Origin of the sequence: Ralstonia flatus, assembly GCF_958439105.1 — a bacterium.
Taxonomy (GTDB): Bacteria; Pseudomonadota; Gammaproteobacteria; order Burkholderiales; family Burkholderiaceae; genus Ralstonia; species Ralstonia flatus.
On sequence record NZ_CAUDLI010000003.1, the window covers coordinates 18,492 to 40,152 of the forward strand.

Genomic DNA, 21,661 nt, shown 5'->3' on the forward strand with positions numbered 1-21,661 from the left:
GGGTGACTCCGATGGGTTGCCTCAGGCGCGTGCCGAGGGCGATTTCTTGCGGCGGGCGTTGTAGATGCTCGGGCCGTGCGGGCCGGTCTTGCGCTCGGTGGTTTCCTGTCCTGCCAACGGCTGGCGGTTGGACAGACCCGGCGTGCTATTTGCCATGACGCGGTCGTACAGCCGGGCGCGCACCTGTTCGGCGTTCAGCCCGTCGGCGACGAACTGCGCGGTCAGCTCGGGCAGGCGTGCCGCCGTGCAGAGGCCGGCGATGTCTTTGGCGCGGGCGACAACGGCGTCGATGGCTTCGTTGCTGGCGAGCGCGCTGGACGACACGACGGCTTCTGCCAGTTGCGGCAGGCCCGCTGCGCGGCAGGCCGCGAAGGCGTGTTGCGCGAGCGCGCCGGGATCTGGCGGTGGAGTGGTGGCGGCTGGTGTTGCCGGAGCAGCGGCTTGCGGCGGTTCTGCCGACGGCGCTTCGAGTGCCTTCAGCAACGCCTCGGGCGTGTGCTCGAACCGGGCGAGCAGTTCTCCGGTGCGCACGGACGCCTGCAGCTTGACGGGTGCCTCGATCTGGTCGGCGAAGCCGCGTTCCTTGGCCTCGCTGGCCGTCATCCACGTTTCTGCGTCCATCATGGCGACGATCTCGTCGTCGGTCAGGCCGCACTTGTTGCGGTAGGCGGCGACGATGCCGTCGCGCGTCTTGTCGAGCAGCTCGGCGGTCTTGCGCATCTGCGCGGCGTCGCCGGCGGCGATGGTCCAGGCGTTGTGGATCATCATCATGGCGTTCTCGGGCATGACGATGGTGTCTCCGGCCATGACGACGAGCGAGGCGGCCGAGGCGGCAATACCATCGACACGCGCCGTCACCTTGCCGCTGTAGCGGCGCAGCGCGTTGTAGATGGCGAAGCCGTCGAACACGTCACCGCCGCCGGAATTGACGGCCACGAGGATCTCGTCGGCGTCCTTCGCTACGGCGTCGAGCTCGTTGACGAACGCCTTGGCGGTGGTGCCCCAAAAGCCGATGTCGTCATAGATGCGCAGCTCTGCGACCGTCTTGCCGGCGGCGTTGCGCGCGGCTTTGAGGTCGTACCACTTCCTCTGTTTAGCTTTCATCGTTGGTCTGTTCCTGGTTGTCGGTCACGTTGCCGGCGCTGTCGCGCATGCGCGGATCAGAGTCGAAGACGAGGCCGAGCCTGTCGGCGCGTTCGTTGTCGGCGGCGTACTCGGCATCCGTGGTTTCCGGGTCTTCGCCCTGGGCGAGGATCGCGGCGGAGCGGCTTGCTAGACCCGCGCGGATGGCGATGCGCTGCGCCTGTACGTCTTGCACCGGGTTGATATACGGCCAGCCCTGCGGCACCCAGCGCACGCGCTGATAGAGGCGCCGATTCCGGTAGTAGTCGGGCATGGGCAGCACGCCGGACAGCGCCACTGCGTCTGTCCAGGCGGCCCACACGGGGCGGCAGTACTGGTGGATGAAGACGTTCCACTGCAGCTGCTCGAGCTGGCGCCGGAATTCGCCGAGGATCACGCGCAGCGCGCGGTCGCTGACGTCCCGCAGGTCGCCGGTGAGGACTTCGTACGGCAGACCAACGGATGCGGCTGCGGCCATGAGCTGCTGCCGCATGAAGGGGCCGTAGTCGGTGCCGGCGCCCGGCGGTTCTGCGAACTGCACTTGCTCGCCGGGGAGCAGTTCCTGCAACGAGCCGGGCTCCAAGGCAGTGAGCGGCGTACCGTCGCTGTCGAACTCTTCGGGTCGCCCGGTGAGCCCGTCCAATCGGTGACTGGTGGGGGCCGGACGAGTGATGAACCCGGCGAAGAGGTTTGCGACCTCCTGCCGCACGAGAACCGCGTCGTCCAGGCTGTCGAGCGTGTGCAAGCGCAGCAGCACGGCCGCAAGTGCCGAGCAACCGCGCACGGCTCCCGGCCGTACCGGTTCAAATACGTGCTGAATCTCGGTGGCGGGCACGCGGACCAATCCTGCTTGCGTGGTCGCCCGCCCTATCTCGCCCGGGTGGCGACGGTGCAGGTGGTAGGCAACGCGGTCGCCGTCCTGGTCGAACTCGACGCCCGAGACGATTTCGCCGCCGTTGGGCAGCATTTGGTTCAGGTTGGCCGGCAGGTGGTCGGCTTCAAAAAGCTGCACCTGCAGCGGCACGCATAGGCCCCGTTCCGGGCGACGCGGGCGAACGCGGCTCAGAACCTCCCCATCGGTGAACAGCGCACGTGCTGCGAGGGTCTGCAGCCCGTAAAAATCGAGCAGGCCGTCGGCGTCGGCTTCGGCCACCCAGTCGCTCCACAGCTCTTTGAGCGCGGTGCGTACGGCGCGGTCGGGATGTTTAGAGTGCGGCACGATGCCGGTGCCGATGGCGTTCGTTACCAGCCCAGCAATCGCTTTCTTGGCCCATGGGTCGTTGCGGACTGCGGCGCGGGCCCGCGTGCGGATGGTGCCGAGGTTCTGCGTGACAGAAGCGTTTGGCCCGGCACTCGAGGTGCGCCAAGCGCGACCACGGCTGCCGGTGGTGCCGCCGGCCTCGTATGCCTGCGCCCGAACCGCCCGCTCCGCCGGCAAGACGAAACCAAGCTGGCCCAGCGCAGGGTATTGGGTCATGTCACCCCCTTCCCTGCCGAGCGCAGCCGGATCACCCGCGATGCGGGTGCGGCGTCTTCGAGGTTGCGAACGATCTCACTGCGGATGCGCAGCATCTCGTCGACCGAGCGGTATCGGGCGCGCCGGTCCTGAAACTGAACCTCGAGCTCGCCCTTCACCAGCGCACGCTCGATGCGCTGGAGATCTTGCTGTGTGTAAGCCATGCGATTCTCTATCGTCGTTTGAGGTAGCGCGAAGCGGCCACGCGGCGGCGTGTGTGCGCGGTGCGCGGTGGCTCTACGGCCGGTGGTGCGACGGGTTCTGCGTGCGCTTCGTCGTTGACCGGGGCGGCGGCAAACAAGCTGCCCTGATCGAAGTGCATGCGCAGCCGGCGCCAGTCGGGTTCCTGATACTTGTGCACGCCCAGGTAATAGGCGACAGCCAGGTTGTAGACGTTCAGGTCGAGGATCTCGTTGCGGTCTCCTCGGGCCTTGACCCATTCGGTGCGCGGGAAGCCTTTGACGTAGCGCACGATCTGTTTCTCGGCGGTGAGCTGCTTGTAGAACTCGATCGGGAGATCGTTCGAGAAGTGCAGCGCGCCGGGGCCACTGGTCAGCTTGAAGCGGTTGTAAATCCAGTCCTTGGCGGTGTCGGTGCCGACGATCCACAGCTCGGCGCCGTCGACTTCGGTGGTGCCTTGCCACGTCACATCCACGCGCGATGGGCGCTGCGCGATCACGGGCCGGTTGGGCTTGCTGGCGCCCTTCAGTGCCAGCACGTGACGCCACTGACGCAAGCGCGTGAAGTGATAGACGTCTTGCGTGTGGCTGCCGCCGGAGTCGATGCCAACGGCGCGGATCTGCATCTCTTTGCCGGAGGCGTGCAGGAACGTGGTCTGCAAGGCTTCGTCGAGAGCGGCCCACAGCGTGGCGTCGGACGGGTCACCCATGAACACCTGGTGGTCGATCGTCCAGCGCTCCATGCCCTCGCCCCAGCCCATGATGAGCAGTTCGAGGCGGTCGTCCTGTGTGTCGACGGCGGCGGTGAGCAGCAGCGCGCCGGCGGGCACGGTGCGCAGGCGGTAGTCCTCGGCGCGGTCGCGCAGCTCATCGGCGCTGGTGCGCTGCTGGGCGTTGTCCCACAGACGTGCGAGGCGCGTGTTGTAGAACACCTGCATCAGACCCGGATCGCCCTTTTCCATCGCCAGCTTGGCTTCGCGGTGCTCCTTGCAGAGCGCACGCCAGGACACCCAGCCGAGCGGCGCGTACATTGTCGACAGGTGGAAACCCACCGTTTCGCCATCACCCTGCGCGTGCGCAATCCAGCGGCCGGTCTTGAAGAGCGCGGGCTTTTCATGCTCGCGGATCTTGTAGAAGCACGCGGGGCACTCGCAGTAGACGTCGCTCAGATCGTCGCTTGCGCGCAGCTGCTCGAATTCGAGGATGTGCTCGTGGCCGCAGTGCGGGCAGGACACGTAGTAGTGGCGCTGGTCGCTCTGCGCGTACAGCTCGGCGATGCGCGAGGCACCGTCGATGGTGGGCGAACTCGAGTAGTAGAACTTGGCGTTCCGGCCGAAGGTGCTGGCGCGCTTTTCGGCGATGCCGATGGGGTCGCCTTCGTTGTTGAGGTCGCGCACCCAGCGGTCGATTTCGTCGCCGTACACGTACCGCGCGGAGACTTCGGCCAGGTTGGCAGCGGAGCCGGCTGTGTTGATGAACAGCGTGCCCTTGCGGAAGTCTTTGCGCTCGGCGGTGTTGGCGGCGTCGCGCGATCGGGCGGAGGCGATGCGTTCGCGCAGGACCGGCACGGCATCAAGCGTCTTTGCTACGCGGGCGGAAAAGCGGCGTGTGAGGCTGAGCGTTGGTTGCAGCGCGAGGAAGTTGGCCGGTGCGCAGTGGATCGTCGCCGAGATCCAGTTCAACGCGATCTGCGTCTTGAACAACTGCGATGCGACCATGGCGACCACGCGCAAACACGGGTGCGCGGGCGACAGGCACTGCATGGGCTCGACGGCGTATGGCGTGCGCGCGGAGCGGTATGGCCCCGTTTCGGCGGCGCCCGACTCGTCGGGGATCACCATGAATTCTTCGGACCACTGGTCTACCCACAGCTCGGGGTCAGGCTTGAGGCCGGCCAGGAAGGCGCGGGCGAACAGTGCGGCTCCGTCGGGATGGCTCACGATGTGTCGATGGGCTCCATGGAGCCGTACCTCTCTTTCCCCGCGCGTGACAGGTCGGCCAACTTGCCGCGGTCGGGATCGTTGATGGATTCGTTCAATACGTTGGCGCCGTGGGCGATCATGTCGTCGAGCACCTTGCGCAATGCGGCTTCGAGGTGGCGCTCGACGGCCCATGGGTCGGTCATCGAGGCAAGCTCGGGCGCGATCTGGCGCGGCAGGCCCATGATTCGGTCGCGCAGGTTGGCGCCGATCTTTTCGGCGGCGTCTTCAACGGCAATGCGGCTGACCAGTAAGCCGGAGACCCACTGGTATTCGGTGCGGGCCAGCTGTGCCTGGTAGTACTCGCGTTCTGCGCGGGCGGCTTGGAAGTCGTGGCCGAGCGATGGGTCGGCGTCGGGCGTTGTTTCTTTTGCGCTGTAGACGTCGCGATCGATGCGCGTGGCTTCGTGGCGGGCGCGGACGGCTTCTTTGGCGGGGTCGGCGCCGCGCTTGATCTTTGCCAGCGTGGCATCGACGTCGACCAGCTTGCCGTCGGGCGTGGTGACAAGCTTGCCTTCTTTGCCGAGCTTGGTGACGTAGCTGGGCGACCAGTTCTGGCGCGCCGCGAACGCAGAGCGCGTCAGGAGGGTCGTTTCACTCATGATTTCACCATTTCACCTCGTCGGAGGTGAATTTCACTAAGCTGGAAAACTGGCCGCTAACGAAGAATCGCGGGTGCCCGCCCCCGCAGTGGCCCTCGGGCTGAGGGGCCCCCGCCCTCTGGGGGCGGCCGATCATCGGCGACGCGTGCGCATAGAATGGGCAGACGCCCGCGCGGATGCGAATGCGGACGGCGCGAGGCAAATCGCTACCGCCTCAAATATCCAACTCCGTGAGAAATGACCGCGAACCCACAGAGCAAGGAAGACGACGACTGGTCCGTCACCCACGTTGTGGAATATGAAATCGCAACGAGCTGGGCGCGGATTAATTGCATGTCGCGACAGTACTACCGCATGGCCGAGGAGGCTTATTCCCGTTTCATTACGGACAGCCGCTCGCCCATTGAGCATCCCGGACCCGATGCTGACCCGAGTGAGTACATTGACCGCAGGGAGCGAATACTGACCGCCGCCATTCAGACGATCGTTTTCTCGGCCATGGCATGCGAGGCTGCGATCTACGATCTAGCCGCCATACATTTAGGCGACAAGTACGCTGAATCTGTCCTCGACAAGCTGGACGTCCTGGGAAAGTGGTTAGTGATCCCAAAACTTATTTGCGGCAAGTCTCTACGGCCCGATGGCCCCGCCATCAATGGTTTGCGAACTCTGATTCCCGCACGGAATGCCCTTGTACATCACAAATCGATGCCAGGAATCCGTGATCCAGATGACCACGAGAAAAACCGCGCAATTGACGAGCGTGCCAGACGGCAAATGGCCCGCATACTTGACGCCGCGACACCAGCCTTTCAGACTGTGGTTCTGCTTTCCCTGGAGCTCAATAGGCTCCTTGGCACGGTTGCAGGAGTACTACCGATCTTCGAACATGATTCCGCGTCCTCCCGCTGGCAGACTGATCAGGAAGTACGCGATGCCATCCTCGGCTGCCGAGAGATTGACAAGAGAGCGAGCGTGAAGCCGCACTACTGAAAACAAAAAGCCCGACACGGCAATCCGGTCGGGCTTACGTATTCTATAGGCGTGCGTCGCCCCACGGACCGAACTTTAAGCGACGCCCTCGCCCCCATCAATACTCGACACCGAATTTAACAATCCAAGGCCTGATCGCCGCCTTCGCCGCCGCATACGCCAACGGCTGCCGCAACCCCGCACGCGGGTTCCGCCAAACACCCGGCCCACGCCGGTTCCGGCACTCCACCCGAATCGCCAGCGCGTGGTCGCCCGAGATCGCCTCCATCGCCGCCGCCACCTGCTGCATCTGCCACGCATCCACGCTCGCCTCGTGAATGTCATCCGTCGACATCCACTGCCGCGAGCTGGCCGCCCCGCCGCACGTCGCATCCCGGTTCGAATACCACTTCTCGCCCGAATACTGCGCCTCCCAGCAGAACCACGCGAACAGCAGATCATCGAGCGCCTGATCCTCGCTCGTCACCAACGCAGATCGCCTCGTCACCTCACGCGGCTTAACGCAATACATCCGGCCTCCTCGATCCAACAATTTCATGCATGCGCGCAAGGTGCGTCTTTGCCTGCACCACAGACGCCGGCGCCCCCATCAACGGCGCCTGCGGAATCGGCGGCAGATGCTCAACCTCCGCGATACGCCAGAGCGCCGACCACCGCTCCTCCGCATCCGCCCAGCGCGCCGCCTCAACGGCCTTCATCCCAAACCGCACCGCCGACCAGAACACCGCCCGCGACGGCCACTCACCTTTGCCGCACGCCGCCAGCGCCGCCGCGTTGAACGCCTCCTCCGCCGTCATGCAGCACCTCGCTGCAAACCTGCCGACCGCAGCCGTCCCGCATGCCACGGCAGCCCAGCCACCGCCTGCTCCGCCTGCGCCTGCAACCGCGCCAACGCCTCATCCTGCTCACGCCGCAACGCCCGCGCCCGCTCTCGCGACGCGCGCACCGCAGCCGCATACGACGGCGCCCAGTCCGGATCGCTGGCCCGCTTCGCGTGGTACGCCAACATCGCAAACGGATCGTCCACGCCACCGACCGCCATACGGCCCCGCCATTCGTCGATGACCACCTGCCGCATGGCCACGGGTGCCCGAGCCACGATCCGTGCAACACGCGCCCGCTCCGGCCCTCTCAAGTCCACCGGCCAGGCAAGGTCTGCTTGCCACGCCACGCTCTGCCCCTCCTCACTCTCTGCAAGCCCATCCCCAACCACACTCGCGTTCTGACCACGTTCCTCTGAGAGCCGGTGCCGCCGCGCGCCCCGACGGTGTTGGGGGCCTTGTCTATCCTCCCGCGCCGCAGGCGTGGGGGACTCAATCTCCTTCTTCTCACGCCCCCGGCGTGGGGGGTTAGGGGGGTTGGTTTTATAGGTGTTACCGGAATACGGATGTGTGGCGGCTTTCGCGTTATCCACAGACTCCGGCACATCCTTGAAACCCGCGTCAGCACTGAACTCGTAGCCATCCTGCGGGTGTATCGAACCTCGACCGGCTTTCTTTTGGACGCACGAATCCGTATCCGCCAACGGGCACGCAAAAACAAGCTCGTACTGCCCGCCAAGCCGGCGCAACAGCCCCAGCTTCTCTAGCTGCGCCAGCATCCGCTGCAGCTTCGACTTGTCATGCGCCAGGTAGCGCACGCCACGGCGCGCAGTGCGCTCCGTCCACTCACGCAGCGCCTGATACGAGATCCGCACCACGCGCCCCACCACGCCCGTACGGAAGTCCATACGCGGCCGCAGCGCCACCAGATACAGCTGCGCGATCTCTGCACCTGCCCCCGCCAGCGCGCTCAACTCAAGATCATTGATGCGGTACGCCGACACCCTCGCCTCCATAGGTGCGCGTCAAGCCCATATACCCCGCCAGCCACGCCACGTGATGCGCGCTGCCAACCGGATACTCGTTCGCCTCATCCAACGCGCGGCCCGACAATGCAGCCGCCCTGCCCTTGGCCCAAACAGCGCCAACGGCCTCGATAGGAATGTCCATGGAATCGCCCTTACAGCCGCAGCGGCGCGGCCTTACACAGCACGTCGAACACAGCCACAAACTCCGGCGACGTCGACGCAACAACAGTGGATCGAAAAGCGAGGCGCTCCGCCTCAGTTGAAATCGCGCGATAACGCGACGCGCAGGCCAACGCCAGCGCAGAAGACTCACCAGCCGCATTGAACGGCCAAAACACATCAGCCAGCGGCCACGCGCAAGCATCCAGCAGATGCTCCGCAAACTTCGACAGCACCGGCAACCCGCGAGGCTTGAACGCCCCCGCAATGCGATGCCACGCACAGCACATCTGGTCCGGCCGGTCACACGACAAGCCCACAGCAACACGGCCCGCCTTGCAGCACGTCATACCGTGTGAAAAGCGTGGCGTGGTGTCTTGCTTCTGTGTCATGCGATGCCGAACCCTGTCAAAAATCGATACAACGTGGCGCTGCAGGTTGCCGCCCGAACTGCTGGCGGCAACACTCCGTCGTCGGGTCGATGACCCCGACGAAACGCCAACCCTTTCAACGAGGAAACATGGAACTCAAAGACGCACGCGATGACGCAAAGAAATTGCTCATGACACTAATTGAGCAACAGCCCGCCATGTTCGGATCTGCGAACGCTCCCAACGGGCGCGCTGGCGAGACTGCGGCGCATTTCTGCTCGATGTTTATCGAGACCTACGCCGCCTACCTTGTCAAAACGACCGAGTAACCTCGTCCAGTAGCCTTAGCTCGCGCGTCAGGGCCTCACGAGCCACCGTTAGACGCGCGGGCATATCGAGAAGTGGGTCAATGTCCGCCACCACTTTCGCGCACAGCACATCAGCAATTTTCTTGGCATGCTCCGGCGACAACTTCGCCTGCCGAACGCAATTTTCTTTACAGCTTTGCATCACTTCTCCTATGCGCTCTCGCGCTTCAAAAAAACAGTCAATCACGCCTTGCCACGCAGCCGCTGCAACCGCTCCGCATCACGCTGCGCACGCACACGCAGCAGCTCACGCAGCACCATCACAGAAGCCGTCGCCTCTTCAAACTCCCGCTCCAGCTTCCGCATTTCCCCCTCGGAGAGGTGGTTGTCCGCCAGCGCAGCAGACATCGCGCGGCTCACATCCCCCACCTCAGCCAACACCTTGCAAAGCGCCTCATACAGATCTGTATTGGGCAGATCCTCGCGGGCCACCTCGGGCAGCGGAATCGCCACCATCCCGTGCCGCCAGCACAGCGCCTGAATCGGCAGCTTCGCGTTCGGCACACCCGCGCCTTCCGCGTGCTCGACGATCACCGACACCTCTTCGAACGACACATAGTTCGTCTGCACATGCGGCAGCAGCTTGTTGCGCAGCACCGCGGCGGACTTGTCCATCCGCGCGGCCAATCCTTCAACGCCGCCCGGGTAGCCACGCGCCACCCAGTAGAGCGCGTCGTGTTGGTTGATCTCGGAATAGTGGTGGCTCAAGTTGTCTCTCCTAAAGAGCAGTCATAGGCCGGCTGTGCGGGTCGCACTACCGGCGGTTTTGGTGGGCGCGTACACTTGCCTCATCGTTGGAAGGGCACGGGCCAACGCGCAGAAGCTGACGGCTGAATGCCCTCGTTGGCGAGCAAGCAGTGCTCGCCCGGCTCATGCGACGAAGGCGTCGAAGACGAGCCGCAGATGCCGCAGCCGGTATCATTCGAGGCTTGGGCCGCATTGGCCGCTGGTGTAGCCGTGTGGATGACGCGCGGGCAGAAGCAAGCTCGGGCCAGATCAGATGCCAGTCGTCGGGCCGGAGATCCGGACGTCGAACCGCGCCCTGCGTCGCGACCTCAATTGCGACGCATCGTGCTGGGTTGATCCGCAGACCCTTGTTTACGACTTGCGACAAGTAGATCGGCGACATGTCGATGGCGCGCGCGAGTGCCGTCAGGCGGCCACGTCGAGCACGGACATACTCGGTTAGTGTCATGGCCATGACGATAGCTTTTTCTATCGCATCAAACAATAGAATCACATAATTTTGCAATCGCTAGGAAAGGGACACCACCATGGATTTGCGCGCGCGAAGAGTTGAGAAGCTTCGCCAAATGGTGAATGACGCGGGCGGCCCCGCCGCCTTCGCTCGATTGCATGAAGGCGTCAACCCAACCTATGTCTCGCAACTGCTCAATGGCGCCGCTCCGTTCGGCGATCGTGCTGTGGAGAAGATGGAGAAGCTTATCGGGCTACCGGCTGGGACATTCGACGCTGGAGAGGCTGCCCCTGATACGCAGCTCGCAGAGCGTGATCGCGTTATTGCAGAACTGCGGCAACAGTTGGCAGCGAGTCGCGCCCGCGAGGCCCGCGCAGTGAAATTGCTGACTGAAGCGGCCAGTCTGCTCATGGAAACGGACGTACCTGTATTGGACCCGGTAGGGACCAAGTCGCGACGCTTCGAGGATGCGCCAGCAGAGGTTGCCGAGCCATCTGACTATGGCTATCCACCTCTACCTAAGGCAAAGACACAGCGCAAGCGCGCCGGCTAGAGAATCCCGCTTCGGCGGGATTTTTTGTTTCCTGTTGAGCGGGATGCGAATAGGAGGGTTTTTATTCTATTGTTGGCCGCCCACCAACAACATGACGGCCCGCGCGGGCCGTCAGGCGAATCAGCAATGGGTATCCTCATTCAATTTCCTCAGCCAGGCACGCGCACACCGCATGGAAGACCGCTGGCACGCAACAGTATCGGTGAAGACATAAAACTAGCCTCGATGTACCGGCAAGATCTCAATCGCGCCGCCGCCCTGTTGCTAGAGCATGTGCAAAGCGATGAATATGACGGCATCGCGCTCGTTCTAAAACCCATATGCCCAAATCTGGAGCCTGCCTTCGTGGTCGCAGGCATTTACAGGCATAAGCTAGCAGAGGCTGCTGACGCAACGATACAGTTACACCTTCAAATCAAGATCAGGGCGCTACAACAAGCAGGGGCAACACCGTCGCCCCCCCATACTGACGCGCGCTCCTAACGCAACGTGCAACTCGCTAGCTCGCAGCCATTTGCGCTTGACCATTCCCCGCCGGAGTCAAAAAAGTGTCGATCGCCAGCACCAGTCTGTTTAGTTCGGGAATTTTATCGACCAATTGAACATAAACAAGGCTCATATCCAAAGCGTTAATTGTTCTTCGAGCTTTCGACTTCTTATACGCTTTACCGACCAGTCGATAGCATTTATCGAGATCCACCGCAGGCTCTAGTCGTGTAGACATATCATCTGTAGCAGGGTCGCAACCGATTGCTTGCTGTATTTGTGGCATCGTAAGGCTCGGATCAATGCGTCCAAAGTGCGTATGCTCGGCCAAAAACCACGCCTCAATCTCTGCCGTTGGCAAAATAAACATCACCGGCGTAAGGGTTTTATCGATCCCATATCGGAGCAACTTACGAAGATGAGCCAGCTGGCTATTTTCGTAATCTGGCCTGACATCACGAATACCGACAATGACCTCGTATCCATCCTTCGTAAGGGCAGAATGCTCTTCCGCTATCCGCGTCTTTACCTGCGCATCACTACCACAATCAAATATCAAAGCGTAAAAACGCTCACTCCCCATCTGAGGCTTGATATCGATGGTAGTAACGGTCCGCGCGGTCTTCCCACTCTTTCCGCCTCCGCGAATCTCTCGCAGATCCATGTACATATGATCCTTTGTAGCCACCTCTTGCAACAAGCGCGCAACAAAGTGCAACTCCGTACGGCCTTCCACGAAAAAGGCGATCTTACGCATTCCGGCCCCTAATATATGCATCATCGTCTTCGTCGCCAGGCTCCTCCAGAGTCGACATCGAGTCCGCATTAAACTCAAAGAACGAAAAGTTGCTCAGCCCCGTCATTTTGAACTGATCGAAATGTTCCTTCGAATTGAAATAATTCCGTACGTTAACTTTACTACCGGTGCGATGCAGCACGGTCCATTCCTCAAGAGGAACGTGGTTCATCACAAAGCGATCATTTGTCGACATGACAAGCTGAAGTCCAGAGACGGACGCTTTGGATCGAAGCAGTTCGATCAACTTAATAGACCGATCAAAATCTAGACCTTCGCCAATATCATCCACCAAGATGGTGGTAGCCGACTTTCTAAGGATTGCGAGATTCACGTGCACCAAAATAGCAAGAACCCGGAACATCCCGTCCGACATTGCAAGTTGATCTGTAATCCCCAGAAGGCCTTCTTCCTCAACCCTAATACAAGACAAACCATTAGGCAGGGATGTTAAGCCCGGCGTGATCGAAATCGGAGGTCCGACGTCTATGTTCTTAATGGGGTAATCCATAAAGCGCATATCCGTTTTCATGGATTCGATAAACTCATCACCAAAATCCCGGACAGCGTTTCTAAAAATCCCAACCACTGCATTTTCGTCTTTATCATCGACGCTGGGCGCTCCGGAAATAAATGCAGCAAGGTGGTTTTTTGCCACACTCCCGGCGAAATGATAAAGCCGCAGAGAATCCGCCCATTGCGCCAAAGGCTCCAGAAAGCCGTGTTGGATTGAGTCGCGTCTAGCAAAGGCTGCAAAGCTATTAGGAGGCGTCTGAAATGCGATTGGCTGCTCCTTGCTGATCCCCTCGGCAATAATTGTGCCAATGCCAAGATGCCCTCTCGCCAAATATTCGCGACCGTCGATATGCAAAAACTCTTCGGTAACTTGGCCAGAGTCGTAAGTCATCTTGTAGTCATAGCGTTTTTCACCGTCCTGAAACAAGCATTCATACGATCCAGACTGAAACGGAGGAGCTTGACCCGAAAGCTGCCGCGCAAGACCACCTATGACCGAAATTGACCTAGATTTGCCTGAAGAGTTTTTTCCCACCAACAAGTTTTTGGGGCCTAAGCGAAGGTGGTCTACACGCCATTCTTGTGGATGACCCTGAAACTCCACATAGCTAATTGACTTCAACTTCATAGCGTTCTTCTTTAAGTTAATCACTGAGGAGCCGCTGCTATCAACATGCCGAGCCGGCTGTCGCATTTTCAGCGTTCCACCTTCTGACGTGGACACACATTCCGACCGCCGACTATGCATTCAGTCGCCATGCGCAGATGAGCGGGCCAACACTTTTCCACACAATCACTATTGTTATGTTGGATAGTTTTTACTATCGTTTCCACAACCCAACAAAGTGACGGGAAAGAAAGTGAAAACTCTAGCATGCGCATCAGCATATCTTCCGGCTCTCTGCCTGATTTCAGCCTTCCACGCATACGCCCTCCATCTCGACGAAACGTCCGAGACAGAGCCCACGCCCGTCGCCCAGCGACAGGCATGAGGAGGACACGATGCACCGTTCCGCCCTGCACCGCCTTGCGTCCGGCGACTTCAGCCACCACCCTGCTCTCGGCCTTGCCGTAGTGCTCTTCGCGTTCGGCCTCGCCGGCGCCATCGCGCCCGAAGCCGCAATGGTGCTCGGGGGCTGACATGCCTCCGCGCCCCATCGCAGACGCGGCCGTGCTCGCCGAGCGCAACAAGCTGCGCCTCATCTGCACCGACGCGCAGGCCCTGGCCGCGGGCCCCGTCCGCACCGCCATTGAGGCATCCGCGCACGCCCGCACCCATCCGCGCATTCGCACGACCCGCCGCGTGTGGGTCGACCTCAAGAAACTGGCTGCAGGCGACTTCGACGACTGACCAGCCGCAACGCAGACAACCATGCATCTCATAGTGAACCGTACCCCCGCCACCCTCCGCATCGGCAAGCACGACGTGCAACGCCGTCCCCTGCCCGGCTCGCTGCATTGCAGCTACAGCCTGCGCGTCAAAGGCGTCGTCGTATGGGAAAGCATCAGCATCCCCTGCGCGCGAGATCTCGACAGCGCCGTCAAAACGCACCGCTCGTGTCAGGAAGTCATCGAGTCCGCGTGCCGTGGTGGGCGCCGGATGGGTATGCAGAAGATCAACGGCGCTGTTCGGCCGAAGCGGGGGGCGTTGTAATGTTGGCCACGGCAACCCCGAAGGAACCCGCGTGCGATTACGCGACCGGGTCAACGGAGCTCGCCAAGCTGCGCGGATTGATCGCCGATGACGGCTTCGCCGCTACGTTCCAAACGATGGGGCGGTACCGGACGGCACTGCTGCAAGTCGCGTCCGCCCTTGCACAGAGCGCCACTTCGACTGCAGAGCCCGTTGTTACCGACCATTCTGCTGATGTCAACAAAATGGTCGCCGAACAGACGAAGCCCGGGCGGACATCGTTCAAATACCGCGACGGCGAGATCCGGGATGCAAGCGGGCGGCAGCTCATGTTGCTGATGGCCAGCAACTGCACGAAGAAGTTTCGAGATAGTGTCGGCCGCGCCGTGGTCGGCATTCTCAACGCCAACGAGCCACATGAGCCATCGCTGTCCCGAGATCCCCCACGGCTCCCCTAGAGATGCATCGCACAAGCGCCCATGGCGCCAACGCAGACGATGACGATAGCCGTTGCCCACCAACGCAGCGACTCACGATAGAGCTTTGATCGATACATCGCGCCATCGTAGGTGGCGCATGCCCGCTATGGCGCGGGCGCAACAGGATTTGACGAATTGCTGCTGCAGTCCTTCGGACAATGGGCGAGACAAACACGCTCTGCGGAGGCATGGCAGCACAGCGGCTGGGAGAAAGGAATGCCGATCCTCACCAATGAAGATCTCAAGACACTGACTGGCGGTCTGGTCCAAGGTGCCGCCCAGCGCCGGTGGATTTCCAAGCAGCTGGGCTTTGATCCGCCAATGCGCGTTGACGGGCGCCCGATGATCACGTGGGAACAGGTCAACCGTGGCCGTGGCAACAATGAACGACCGCGCACCGCCCCGCGGTGGAGCGTAGCCGCGTGAGCCGACCACGCACCGTTAAGGCCGGTCGTGGCCTGCTTGATCGCATGGAAGCCCGTCCGCGCAAAGACGGGCTCGTTACCTACCGCTACCACCCTGTGGGCGGAAAGCCCATCAACCTCGGCACCGATCGGCTCAAGGCGATCCAACGCGTGCTCGACATCCTCGGCCAAGGCGACGGCGTCGGTACCATCGAGCGCCTCTGGAACCAATATCAGGACACTCCGGACTGGAAACGGCTCGCCGAAGGCACGCGCGCCGACTACAAGACCTGCAGCAAGCCCTTGCTCGCGACCTTCGGCGACGTCCGAGCCAGCGACATTCGCGCATCTGACATCGCGCGATACCTGCGCATCGAGCGCCAGGCTGCTCCGGTTCGAGCCAACCGGGAGGCTGCCCTGCTCTCTAACCTCATCAACCTGGCCATTGAACGCGGCGAAGCGGAAACCAACCCCTGCCGCCAGGTGCGCCGCAATCCCGAGCAGCCACGCACGCATGCCGTTGCCGTCGAGACCATCACGACATTTGTTCAGTGGTTGATGGGGCAGACGCCGCAGAGGCAGATCATTGCACTGACAGCGGAATACGCGGCCCTGGCGGGCAGCCGAAAGGCTGAGTTCTTGGACATCGTGCGACCCCAGGTGGACCGCACTGCCGGCGTCATTCGCACCAAGCGTGCGAAGCAACGCGGCACAAAGCGTGGAGAGGTCATTGAGGAGGTAGCAATCACCCCTCGCTTGGCTGACCTGCTCGACCGAATTGACGCCATCCATGCCCGCCAAGAACGGGAGTGTCTCTACCTGTTCCCGAACCGGTTCGGCAACCACTACACGTCAGCAGGGTTTAAGGCGATGTGGAGCAAGCTGATGACCCAGGCGCTCGAGGAGAAGGTCATCGAAGAGCGCTTTACCTTTCATGACCTGCGCGCCTTCTACGCAACCACGCACAAGGCCGAGCGCGGCACTCTGCCGGATCTGCACGCAAATCCGGCTATCACGGCGCGTGTTTATGATCGCAATAAGGTGGTGAAGCGGAAGGCGCTCTGACGGCGAATATTCCCACCGCGGGAATATTCACCTGTATGGATGTCCAGAAACAAAAACAGCGCCTGTCGTAAGGCGCTGTTTTGTAAGGAAATTCTTTGGGGTGACTGATGGGATTCGAACCCACGACAACCAGAATCACAATCTGGGACTCTACCAACTGAGCTACAGCCACCGTCGTACGAACAGCAAAACTGACAGCTGCTCGGCGAAAAACGAGATTATACAAACATTCTTCCGGCGTGCCTAGGGGGTCGTGCAATTTATGCTGCGACCGCCTCGTCGGCTGATTCCTCGCCGCGCCGCAGATGCACCCGCGCCTCATCAAACAACGCGTGCGCGTCGGCCAACGTCTTCACTCGGCCGAGCGCCTTGGAATCCGACAGCACGCGCCGCCAGCCGCGCGCACCTGCCACGCCGCGATACAGCCCCAGCATGTGCCGCACCGCCGCCCCCGCATAGCCGCCGCGCTCAACCCAGCGGCCGACGTAGCCGATCATCGCGTCTTCCACCTCGGCGCGCGTGGGGGCCTCGGTGCCGGCGCCGTAGTACCGCGTATCGAACGCGGCCATCAGATGGGGATGGTGATACGCCTCGCGGCCAATCATGACGCCGTCCACGTGGGCAAGATGCGTGTCGATCTGCTCCAGCGTCTGCACCCCGCCGTTGAGCAGGATTTCCAGATGCGGGAAATCCTTCTTGAGCTGATAGACGACTTCGTAGCGCAGCGGCGGAATCTCGCGGTTTTCCTTGGGGCTCAGGCCTTTGAGGATGGCGTTGCGCGCGTGGACGATGAATGTCTCGCAGCCGGCCTCGGCGATGGTGCCGACGAAATCCCGAACGAAATCGTAGGTCTCGATGGCGTCGATGCCGATGCGATGCTTGACCGTGACCGGAATCGACACCGCATCGCGCATCGCCTTGACACCCTGCGCGACCAGCTTGGGCTCGGCCATCAGGCATGCGCCAAACGCCCCTCGCTGCACGCGCTCCGACGGGCAGCCGCAGTTGAGGTTGATTTCCTTGTAGCCCCACTGCTGGCCGAGGCGCGCGGCCTGGGCCAGGTCGTCAGGTTCGCTGCCGCCAAGCTGCAGCGCCACGGGGTGCTCGACTTCGTCGAAATCGAGGTGACGCGGCACGTCGCCGTGCAGCAGCGCCCCGGTAGTCACCATTTCCGTGTAGAGCCACGTGTGGCGCGAGATCTGGCGATGGAAGAACCGGCAATGTCGGTCAGTCCAATCCATCATGGGCGCGACCGACAAGCGGCGGGGGTTCGGCGTGGGGCGTTCAGCGGTCACAGCAAGTCAACGATTCAACATCCAGGCGCGCAGTTTACCGGTTCTAGTCCGACAGCCCTAGCAGCGGATGCTGCTCACGGCGCCAAGGCGAAACAAAGAAGGCGGCCACTTCGTCGTCACGCACGGCGTCGATGCTGGCGTGCTTCCACTTGGGCGCGTGGTCCTTGTCGACCGCGAGTGCGCGAATGCCTTCGATGCCGTCGCCTTCGGCAAACACGTGCGTCATCATGTCGAGTTCGCGGCGCAGCTCATCGGCCAGCGTGGTGTGGCGGCCGCGGCGGATCAGCTCCAGCGTCACCGCCATCATCAACGGCGAGCGCTTGGCCATGTGCGCCGCGGTCTGCGCGGCCCATTCGGCATCCGTGCTGCCGGCCAGATCCGCGAGGATGCCTTGCACGCTGCCCTGGCTGAAGCAGGCGTCGATCGCCTCGCGGTGCGGCGCGATGATGGCCTTGGCATCATCGGGCGCCGATGCGGCTTCGGTAAAGCACGCGGCGATCTGCTCGGCGCTCCTCCAGTTGCCGTCGCGCAGACGCTGAACGATGGACGCCAGAGCCTCGGTAGTGACGTGGCAATCGGCGAGGCCAACCGACAGCGCGTCAGCCGCTTCGATCATCTGCCCGGTCACGCCCAGGTATTCGCCCACATGGCCCGGCACGCGTGCAAGGAACCAGCCGCCGCCGACATCCGGAAACAGGCCGATGTTGGTTTCGGGCATGGCCATCTTCGTGCGTTCGGTCACCACGCGCAGCGATGCGCCTTGCGAGATGCCCATGCCACCGCCCATGACGACGCCATCCATCAGCGCGATGTAGGGCTTGGCATAACTGAAGATGTGGTGGTTGAGGCGGTATTCCTCGGTGAAAAACGTGATGAGCTGCGGGTCGCCGGCCGTGGCGGCGCGGTGGAAGAAGCGGATGTCGCCGCCGGCACACAAGGCCTTGCCGCCCTCGCCGCGCAGGATGACGGCGTGGACTTCCGGATCGTGCTGCCACGCCAGCAGCGCATGCGACATCGCGCGGATCATCTCCAGTGACAGCGCGTTCAGCGCCTGCGGCCGGTTCAGCGTCAGCCAGCCGATGCCGCCGCGTACTTCGGCGATCACGTTGGGTTGAACTTCAGCCTGGGGCGCGGGGGAAGCGGTGGATTGCATGTCTCGGATGTTGTTGTGGGAATCACGGCACGCACTGTACACGACCGCGTATTGAAGCGAGGAAGGGTTCTAGCCTGCCCCCTTTCGCGGCGCGGGTGTTGAGCGTATACCTGCCGGTTGGAGACAACACACATCACAACAATTCAATGACCCCTGCCAACGCCGCCCCGGGCGCGTCGAGTTTCGACCCCGGCCTGATTCTGCTGGCCTTCGCGCCGGTCTTCCTGCTGACCATCGGCGCCGAGGCGTGGTATTGGCGCAAGCGCGACCCGTCCGTCTACAGCTTCAAGGACACCGTTTCAAACGCCTGCCTCGCGCTCATGCACCAGGCGTCGGATGCATTCTTCCTGTGGCTGATGATCAAGACGGTGTACGCATGGACGTACAGCCACGGCCTGCGCGCGGTGCCTGAAACGTGGTGGTCATTCGTACTGCTCCTTCTATTGCAGGATTTTCTGTACTACTTCTTCCACCGCGCCAGCCATCGCGTGCGCTGGATGTGGGCCTCGCATGTGACGCACCACTCGTCGGAAGGCATGAATTTTTCGACGGCATTCCGCCAGAGCCTGACCTATCCGATTTCCGGCATGTGGCTGTTCTGGATTCCGCTTGCATGGATCGGCTTTACGCCGGACTGGGTGATCCTGGCCGTGGGCCTGAACCTGGCGTTCCAGTTTTTCGTCCATACGCGGCTGGGGGCGCTGGATTCGCGCTACGCCGGCTTCTGGCGCTGGTTGGGCCAGTATGTGAATACGCCGTCGGTGCATCGCGTGCACCACGCGAAAAATCCGCAGTACATCGACCGCAACTACGCCGGCGTGCTGACCATCTGGGATCGCATGTTCGGCAGCTTCGTGCCGGAGGAGGACGCCCCCGTTTTCGGCATCACGCGGCAGGTCCACACACACAACCCGATCACCCTCACCTTCCACGAATGGCGCGACATGTGGACCGACGTGTTCCGCGACCGGGACATTCGCTACCTGTGGAAACCGCCGGAGTGGCGCAGCCCGCGCGCTGCAGTCACGGCCGAGGCGATGCCGCTCACATGAACGGCGGCCCAAAGCGGGTGGCGACGCGATCGGTGGAATCAAACAGATCGCGCAGCACGGCGCTCGTGCACGTCGGCTGCACGTACAAATAAAACGCCACTTCGGGCAGGCGCGGCAGGCCATCGGCTTCGGTCAGCACGCGCATGTTTGCGTCGAGCAATTCGGTCGTGCGCGCCGTCACGCCCAGCCCCGCGCTGATCGCGGCCTTGATGCCCGTCAGCGTGGGCGACAGATAACTCGTGCGCCACGGAATGTGGTGCGCGTCCAGGCATTCGATCGACAGCTGGCGGAACAGGCTCAGCTCGTCGGCCATGACCAGCGGCACCGGCGCGGCGGGATTGAAGATGAAGTCTTCCGCGCAGATCCACACCATCGGCGACGTGCGCAGCTTGATGCCGGGAAAGGCATCGTCATAGCGCGTGGAGATCGCCAGATCGAGCGTCTTGTCGCGCAGCGCGTCCATCAGGAACGGGCTGCGGCCAACGTTGATTTCCATCTGCAATTCCGGCGACAGCTTGGACAACCGCCGCAGCAGATTCGGCAGGATCGAATCGGCCACATCGTGCGGTGACCCGATGCGGATTTTCTCGATCGGGCCACCGGTCTGGATCACCTGCACGGCCTGGTCGTTCAACGCCAGGATCTTGTGCGCATAGGCGACGAGCCGCACGCCATCGGGCGTCATCGTCTTGTGGCGGCCGCGTTTTTCGAACAGCGCGCAGCCCATTTCCTCCTCCAGCCGCTGCATTTGCTGCGTGACCGCAGACTGCGTGCGCCCCACCCGCGCGGCTGCCGCGGCAAACGTTTCGTGCTGTGCGATCGCCACGAATGTGCGCAGCAGATCGATGTCCAGATTTCGCATCTCGGCCCCGATACTTCAGAGTTTCTAATCGTTTCCCGCCAAAAATTAAATTGTTCTGCGCAATTCTGGCCGATAACCTGCCGGAAACACAAATAACACTGAACGAATACGACGTTCAGGCCGACACCCGAGCCGCAGGGAAATCGCGGTCCGACACAGAATCGGTTGCATACAAAGGAGGAACATCATGTGGGTATGGAAATGGGCACAGGCCGCGGCGACGCTCACCTTGGGCACGCTGGGCGTGGCGAGCGTGGCGCATGCCGACGCGCTGGCCGACATCAAGTCGCGCGGCACGCTCGTCTGCGGCACCCAGAACGCCAGCGAGCCGTATGCCTTTCCCGACGCCGCAACGCGGCAGATCGTCGGCTTTGACGTGGATGTGTGCAGCGCGTTGGCCAAGGGCCTGGGCGTCAAGCTGGAGCACCGCGCGCTGTCGACCGATGCCCGCATTCCCGAACTGAAGACGCATCGCGTCGATGTGCTGGCCGCTGCCGTGGCGTGGATGCCGGCGCGCGCTGCGCAGGTCGATTTCAGCAACCAGTATTTCGTTGCGCCGATCCGTGTGCTGGTGCGGGCGGACTCGCCCATCCAGACGCTCGATCAGCTCGCCAACAAGAAGATCGCCGCCTCGGAAGGCTCCAGCTCGGCGGCGGTGTCGGTGACGCGCCTGCCGGATTCGCGGTTGCTGACGTTCCACGATATTTCATCGGCGTATCTGGCGTTGCAGCAAGGCAAGGTCGATGGGCTCGTGGCGGGGCAGCTCGTGCTGGCGCGCTTTGCCAACGAGGCGGCGCAGAAAGGCGGCCAGCAATATCGCCTGCTGAACGCGCCGGTTTATGAAGAGCGCTGGGGCGTGGTGATGAACAAGAACGAGCCTGCGCTCATGGCCGCCGTCAACAAGGTGCTGGCGGATTACGACCAGTCGAGCGGCCTGCAGACGAGCTTCGACAAGTGGCTCGGCGCCAAGTCGGTCTACAAGTTCTCGCGCGACTACAAGGTCGAGCCGATCAAGCCGCAGTAAGCCCCGG

29 protein-coding genes and 1 tRNA gene are annotated in these 21,661 nt (G+C 62.2%); 12 read left to right on the top strand and 18 right to left on the bottom strand.

The features are described 5' to 3' along the window. Positions 1-21: 21 nt before the first annotated feature. Genes R2676_RS07065 through R2676_RS07085 form a run of 5 tightly spaced genes read right to left on the bottom strand, consistent with a single transcriptional unit; the run spans position 22 to position 5,398 of the window. Complete coding sequence (locus R2676_RS07065; RefSeq protein ID WP_206275309.1) at positions 22-1,104, bottom strand: head maturation protease, ClpP-related; 1,083 nt, start codon at positions 1,102-1,104, stop codon at positions 22-24. Beyond that, positions 1,094-2,599: a phage portal protein gene (locus R2676_RS07070; protein WP_206275310.1), complete on the bottom strand. Its 1,506-nt coding sequence runs from the start codon at positions 2,597-2,599 to the stop codon at positions 1,094-1,096. The genes R2676_RS07065 and R2676_RS07070 overlap by 11 nt, the downstream gene beginning before the upstream one ends. Then, a complete protein-coding gene (locus R2676_RS07075) occupies positions 2,596-2,802 on the bottom strand; it encodes a phage head-tail joining protein (RefSeq protein WP_147213642.1) in 207 nt (68 codons plus the stop codon). The genes R2676_RS07070 and R2676_RS07075 overlap by 4 nt, the downstream gene beginning before the upstream one ends. Positions 2,803-2,810: 8 nt before the next feature. Beyond that, entirely contained in the window at positions 2,811-4,757 is a 1,947-nt protein-coding gene (locus R2676_RS07080; protein ID WP_206275311.1) for a phage terminase large subunit family protein, read from the bottom strand. Continuing rightward, positions 4,754-5,398, bottom strand: a complete 645-nt coding sequence (locus R2676_RS07085; protein WP_206275312.1) for a hypothetical protein — start codon at positions 5,396-5,398, stop codon at positions 4,754-4,756. The genes R2676_RS07080 and R2676_RS07085 overlap by 4 nt, the downstream gene beginning before the upstream one ends. A gap of 237 nt (positions 5,399-5,635) precedes the next feature. Between R2676_RS07085 and R2676_RS07090 the strand changes: the two genes are divergently transcribed. Then, complete coding sequence (locus tag R2676_RS07090) at positions 5,636-6,391, top strand: hypothetical protein (protein ID WP_206275313.1); 756 nt, start codon at positions 5,636-5,638, stop codon at positions 6,389-6,391. A gap of 97 nt (positions 6,392-6,488) precedes the next feature. On the opposite strand, the gene R2676_RS07095 is transcribed toward R2676_RS07090, so the two are convergent. From R2676_RS07095 to R2676_RS07115, 5 genes are read right to left on the bottom strand one after another with little or no spacing between them, the layout of a single operon-like run. Then, the gene (locus tag R2676_RS07095) at positions 6,489-6,857 is read right to left on the bottom strand and encodes a hypothetical protein (protein WP_316857101.1); all 369 of its coding nucleotides are present in this window, start codon (positions 6,855-6,857) and stop codon (positions 6,489-6,491) included. A gap of 31 nt (positions 6,858-6,888) precedes the next feature. Beyond that, the gene (locus tag R2676_RS07100) at positions 6,889-7,188 is read right to left on the bottom strand and encodes a hypothetical protein (RefSeq protein WP_206275314.1); all 300 of its coding nucleotides are present in this window, start codon (positions 7,186-7,188) and stop codon (positions 6,889-6,891) included. Further along, entirely contained in the window at positions 7,185-8,216 is a 1,032-nt protein-coding gene (locus R2676_RS07105; protein ID WP_206275315.1) for a hypothetical protein, read from the bottom strand. Before R2676_RS07105 ends, R2676_RS07100 begins: the two co-directional genes overlap by 4 nt. After that, positions 8,194-8,382 (bottom strand): hypothetical protein, encoded by a 189-nt coding sequence (locus R2676_RS07110; protein WP_206275316.1) that lies wholly within the window; start codon positions 8,380-8,382, stop codon positions 8,194-8,196. Before R2676_RS07110 ends, R2676_RS07105 begins: the two co-directional genes overlap by 23 nt. 10 nt (positions 8,383-8,392) lie before the next feature. After that, on the bottom strand, positions 8,393-8,641 hold the full coding sequence (locus R2676_RS07115; RefSeq protein ID WP_316856962.1) for a hypothetical protein: 249 nt from the start codon (positions 8,639-8,641) through the stop codon (positions 8,393-8,395). A gap of 278 nt (positions 8,642-8,919) precedes the next feature. Between R2676_RS07115 and R2676_RS07120 the strand changes: the two genes are divergently transcribed. Beyond that, positions 8,920-9,099, top strand: coding sequence for a hypothetical protein (locus R2676_RS07120; RefSeq protein ID WP_102079702.1), 180 nt, complete (start codon positions 8,920-8,922; stop codon positions 9,097-9,099). Positions 9,100-9,321: 222 nt separating this feature from the next. Here R2676_RS07120 and R2676_RS07125 read toward each other — a convergent pair whose 3' ends face one another. Together R2676_RS07125 and R2676_RS07130 are read right to left on the bottom strand one after the other, a co-directional pair. Beyond that, positions 9,322-9,846, bottom strand: coding sequence for a phage regulatory CII family protein (locus tag R2676_RS07125; RefSeq protein WP_206275319.1), 525 nt, complete (start codon positions 9,844-9,846; stop codon positions 9,322-9,324). 46 nt (positions 9,847-9,892) lie between these two features. Beyond that, complete coding sequence (locus tag R2676_RS07130) at positions 9,893-10,339, bottom strand: transcriptional regulator (RefSeq protein ID WP_316857103.1); 447 nt, start codon at positions 10,337-10,339, stop codon at positions 9,893-9,895. Positions 10,340-10,412: 73 nt separating this feature from the next. Between R2676_RS07130 and R2676_RS07135 the strand changes: the two genes are divergently transcribed. Next, the gene (locus R2676_RS07135) at positions 10,413-10,889 is read left to right on the top strand and encodes a hypothetical protein (protein ID WP_206275320.1); all 477 of its coding nucleotides are present in this window, start codon (positions 10,413-10,415) and stop codon (positions 10,887-10,889) included. A gap of 126 nt (positions 10,890-11,015) precedes the next feature. Beyond that, entirely contained in the window at positions 11,016-11,372 is a 357-nt protein-coding gene (locus R2676_RS07140; protein WP_206275321.1) for a hypothetical protein, read from the top strand. Positions 11,373-11,388: 16 nt separating this feature from the next. Here the strand turns inward: R2676_RS07140 and R2676_RS07145 are convergent, their stop codons facing one another. Continuing rightward, positions 11,389-12,132: a DUF4276 family protein gene (locus R2676_RS07145; protein WP_206275322.1), complete on the bottom strand. Its 744-nt coding sequence runs from the start codon at positions 12,130-12,132 to the stop codon at positions 11,389-11,391. After that, a complete protein-coding gene (locus R2676_RS07150) occupies positions 12,125-13,315 on the bottom strand; it encodes an ATP-binding protein (protein WP_206275323.1) in 1,191 nt (396 codons plus the stop codon). Before R2676_RS07150 ends, R2676_RS07145 begins: the two co-directional genes overlap by 8 nt. Positions 13,316-13,689: 374 nt before the next feature. Between R2676_RS07150 and R2676_RS07155 the strand changes: the two genes are divergently transcribed. The 6 genes from R2676_RS07155 (at position 13,690) to R2676_RS07180 (ending at position 16,268) form a co-directional block, all read left to right on the top strand. Beyond that, positions 13,690-13,827 carry a hypothetical protein gene (locus R2676_RS07155; protein WP_206275324.1) on the top strand — a complete coding sequence of 46 codons (138 nt, stop codon included), beginning with the start codon at positions 13,690-13,692 and terminating at the stop codon, positions 13,825-13,827. A 1-nt stretch (position 13,828) separates the two neighbouring features. Next, entirely contained in the window at positions 13,829-14,038 is a 210-nt protein-coding gene (locus tag R2676_RS07160) for a hypothetical protein (RefSeq protein WP_045203160.1), read from the top strand. A 21-nt stretch (positions 14,039-14,059) separates the two neighbouring features. Then, positions 14,060-14,341, top strand: coding sequence for a hypothetical protein (locus R2676_RS07165; protein WP_316856967.1), 282 nt, complete (start codon positions 14,060-14,062; stop codon positions 14,339-14,341). Further along, complete coding sequence (locus tag R2676_RS07170) at positions 14,341-14,778, top strand: hypothetical protein (RefSeq protein ID WP_206275327.1); 438 nt, start codon at positions 14,341-14,343, stop codon at positions 14,776-14,778. The genes R2676_RS07165 and R2676_RS07170 overlap by 1 nt, the downstream gene beginning before the upstream one ends. 237 nt (positions 14,779-15,015) lie before the next feature. Continuing rightward, positions 15,016-15,225 (top strand): DUF4224 domain-containing protein, encoded by a 210-nt coding sequence (locus tag R2676_RS07175; RefSeq protein ID WP_206275328.1) that lies wholly within the window; start codon positions 15,016-15,018, stop codon positions 15,223-15,225. Then, on the top strand, positions 15,222-16,268 hold the full coding sequence (locus R2676_RS07180; protein WP_206275329.1) for a tyrosine-type recombinase/integrase: 1,047 nt from the start codon (positions 15,222-15,224) through the stop codon (positions 16,266-16,268). The genes R2676_RS07175 and R2676_RS07180 overlap by 4 nt, the downstream gene beginning before the upstream one ends. Before the next feature lie 96 nt (positions 16,269-16,364). Here the strand turns inward: R2676_RS07180 and R2676_RS07185 are convergent. The 3 genes from R2676_RS07185 to R2676_RS07195 all read right to left on the bottom strand — a co-directional run bounded on the left by R2676_RS07185 (position 16,365) and on the right by R2676_RS07195 (position 18,716). Then, positions 16,365-16,440, bottom strand: a tRNA-His gene (locus R2676_RS07185). An 88-nt stretch (positions 16,441-16,528) separates the two neighbouring features. Further along, positions 16,529-17,563, bottom strand: coding sequence for a tRNA dihydrouridine(20/20a) synthase DusA (gene dusA, locus R2676_RS07190; protein WP_206275330.1), 1,035 nt, complete (start codon positions 17,561-17,563; stop codon positions 16,529-16,531). 43 nt (positions 17,564-17,606) lie between these two features. Further along, on the bottom strand, positions 17,607-18,716 hold the full coding sequence (locus R2676_RS07195) for an enoyl-CoA hydratase/isomerase family protein (protein WP_206275331.1): 1,110 nt from the start codon (positions 18,714-18,716) through the stop codon (positions 17,607-17,609). Between the two features lie 146 nt (positions 18,717-18,862). Between R2676_RS07195 and R2676_RS07200 the strand changes: the two genes are divergently transcribed. Next, positions 18,863-19,768 carry a sterol desaturase family protein gene (locus tag R2676_RS07200; RefSeq protein ID WP_102067054.1) on the top strand — a complete coding sequence of 302 codons (906 nt, stop codon included), beginning with the start codon at positions 18,863-18,865 and terminating at the stop codon, positions 19,766-19,768. Here the strand turns inward: R2676_RS07200 and R2676_RS07205 are convergent. After that, on the bottom strand, positions 19,761-20,630 hold the full coding sequence (locus R2676_RS07205) for a LysR substrate-binding domain-containing protein (protein ID WP_027677563.1): 870 nt from the start codon (positions 20,628-20,630) through the stop codon (positions 19,761-19,763). The genes R2676_RS07200 and R2676_RS07205 overlap by 8 nt on opposite strands. 187 nt (positions 20,631-20,817) lie before the next feature. Between R2676_RS07205 and R2676_RS07210 the strand changes: the two genes are divergently transcribed. Beyond that, positions 20,818-21,654 carry a transporter substrate-binding domain-containing protein gene (locus tag R2676_RS07210; protein WP_102067052.1) on the top strand — a complete coding sequence of 279 codons (837 nt, stop codon included), beginning with the start codon at positions 20,818-20,820 and terminating at the stop codon, positions 21,652-21,654. Positions 21,655-21,661: the final 7 nt, after the last annotated feature.

Excerpts from the sequence above, each read along its gene's own strand:
- R2676_RS07065 (WP_206275309.1), bottom strand. The coding sequence starts at position 1,104 with ATGAAAGCTAAACAGAGGAAGTGGTACGACCTCAAAGCCGCGCGCAAC.
- R2676_RS07070 (WP_206275310.1), bottom strand. The coding sequence starts at position 2,599 with ATGACCCAATACCCTGCGCTGGGCCAGCTTGGTTTCGTCTTGCCGGCG.
- R2676_RS07075 (WP_147213642.1), bottom strand. The coding sequence starts at position 2,802 with ATGGCTTACACACAGCAAGATCTCCAGCGCATCGAGCGTGCGCTGGTG.
- R2676_RS07085 (WP_206275312.1), bottom strand. The coding sequence starts at position 5,398 with ATGAGTGAAACGACCCTCCTGACGCGCTCTGCGTTCGCGGCGCGCCAG.
- R2676_RS07090 (WP_206275313.1), top strand. The coding sequence starts at position 5,636 with ATGACCGCGAACCCACAGAGCAAGGAAGACGACGACTGGTCCGTCACC.
- R2676_RS07100 (WP_206275314.1), bottom strand. The coding sequence starts at position 7,188 with ATGACGGCGGAGGAGGCGTTCAACGCGGCGGCGCTGGCGGCGTGCGGC.
- R2676_RS07110 (WP_206275316.1), bottom strand. The coding sequence starts at position 8,382 with ATGGACATTCCTATCGAGGCCGTTGGCGCTGTTTGGGCCAAGGGCAGG.
- R2676_RS07120 (WP_102079702.1), top strand. The coding sequence starts at position 8,920 with ATGGAACTCAAAGACGCACGCGATGACGCAAAGAAATTGCTCATGACA.
- R2676_RS07130 (WP_316857103.1), bottom strand. The coding sequence starts at position 10,339 with ATGGCCATGACACTAACCGAGTATGTCCGTGCTCGACGTGGCCGCCTG.
- R2676_RS07135 (WP_206275320.1), top strand. The coding sequence starts at position 10,413 with ATGGATTTGCGCGCGCGAAGAGTTGAGAAGCTTCGCCAAATGGTGAAT.
- R2676_RS07140 (WP_206275321.1), top strand. The coding sequence starts at position 11,016 with ATGGGTATCCTCATTCAATTTCCTCAGCCAGGCACGCGCACACCGCAT.
- R2676_RS07145 (WP_206275322.1), bottom strand. The coding sequence starts at position 12,132 with ATGCGTAAGATCGCCTTTTTCGTGGAAGGCCGTACGGAGTTGCACTTT.
- R2676_RS07150 (WP_206275323.1), bottom strand. The coding sequence starts at position 13,315 with ATGAAGTTGAAGTCAATTAGCTATGTGGAGTTTCAGGGTCATCCACAA.
- R2676_RS07155 (WP_206275324.1), top strand. The coding sequence starts at position 13,690 with ATGCACCGTTCCGCCCTGCACCGCCTTGCGTCCGGCGACTTCAGCCAC.
- R2676_RS07160 (WP_045203160.1), top strand. The coding sequence starts at position 13,829 with ATGCCTCCGCGCCCCATCGCAGACGCGGCCGTGCTCGCCGAGCGCAAC.
- R2676_RS07165 (WP_316856967.1), top strand. The coding sequence starts at position 14,060 with ATGCATCTCATAGTGAACCGTACCCCCGCCACCCTCCGCATCGGCAAG.
- R2676_RS07170 (WP_206275327.1), top strand. The coding sequence starts at position 14,341 with ATGTTGGCCACGGCAACCCCGAAGGAACCCGCGTGCGATTACGCGACC.
- R2676_RS07175 (WP_206275328.1), top strand. The coding sequence starts at position 15,016 with ATGCCGATCCTCACCAATGAAGATCTCAAGACACTGACTGGCGGTCTG.
- R2676_RS07195 (WP_206275331.1), bottom strand. The coding sequence starts at position 18,716 with ATGCAATCCACCGCTTCCCCCGCGCCCCAGGCTGAAGTTCAACCCAAC.
- R2676_RS07200 (WP_102067054.1), top strand. The coding sequence starts at position 18,863 with ATGACCCCTGCCAACGCCGCCCCGGGCGCGTCGAGTTTCGACCCCGGC.
- R2676_RS07205 (WP_027677563.1), bottom strand. The coding sequence starts at position 20,630 with ATGCGAAATCTGGACATCGATCTGCTGCGCACATTCGTGGCGATCGCA.
- R2676_RS07210 (WP_102067052.1), top strand. The coding sequence starts at position 20,818 with ATGTGGGTATGGAAATGGGCACAGGCCGCGGCGACGCTCACCTTGGGC.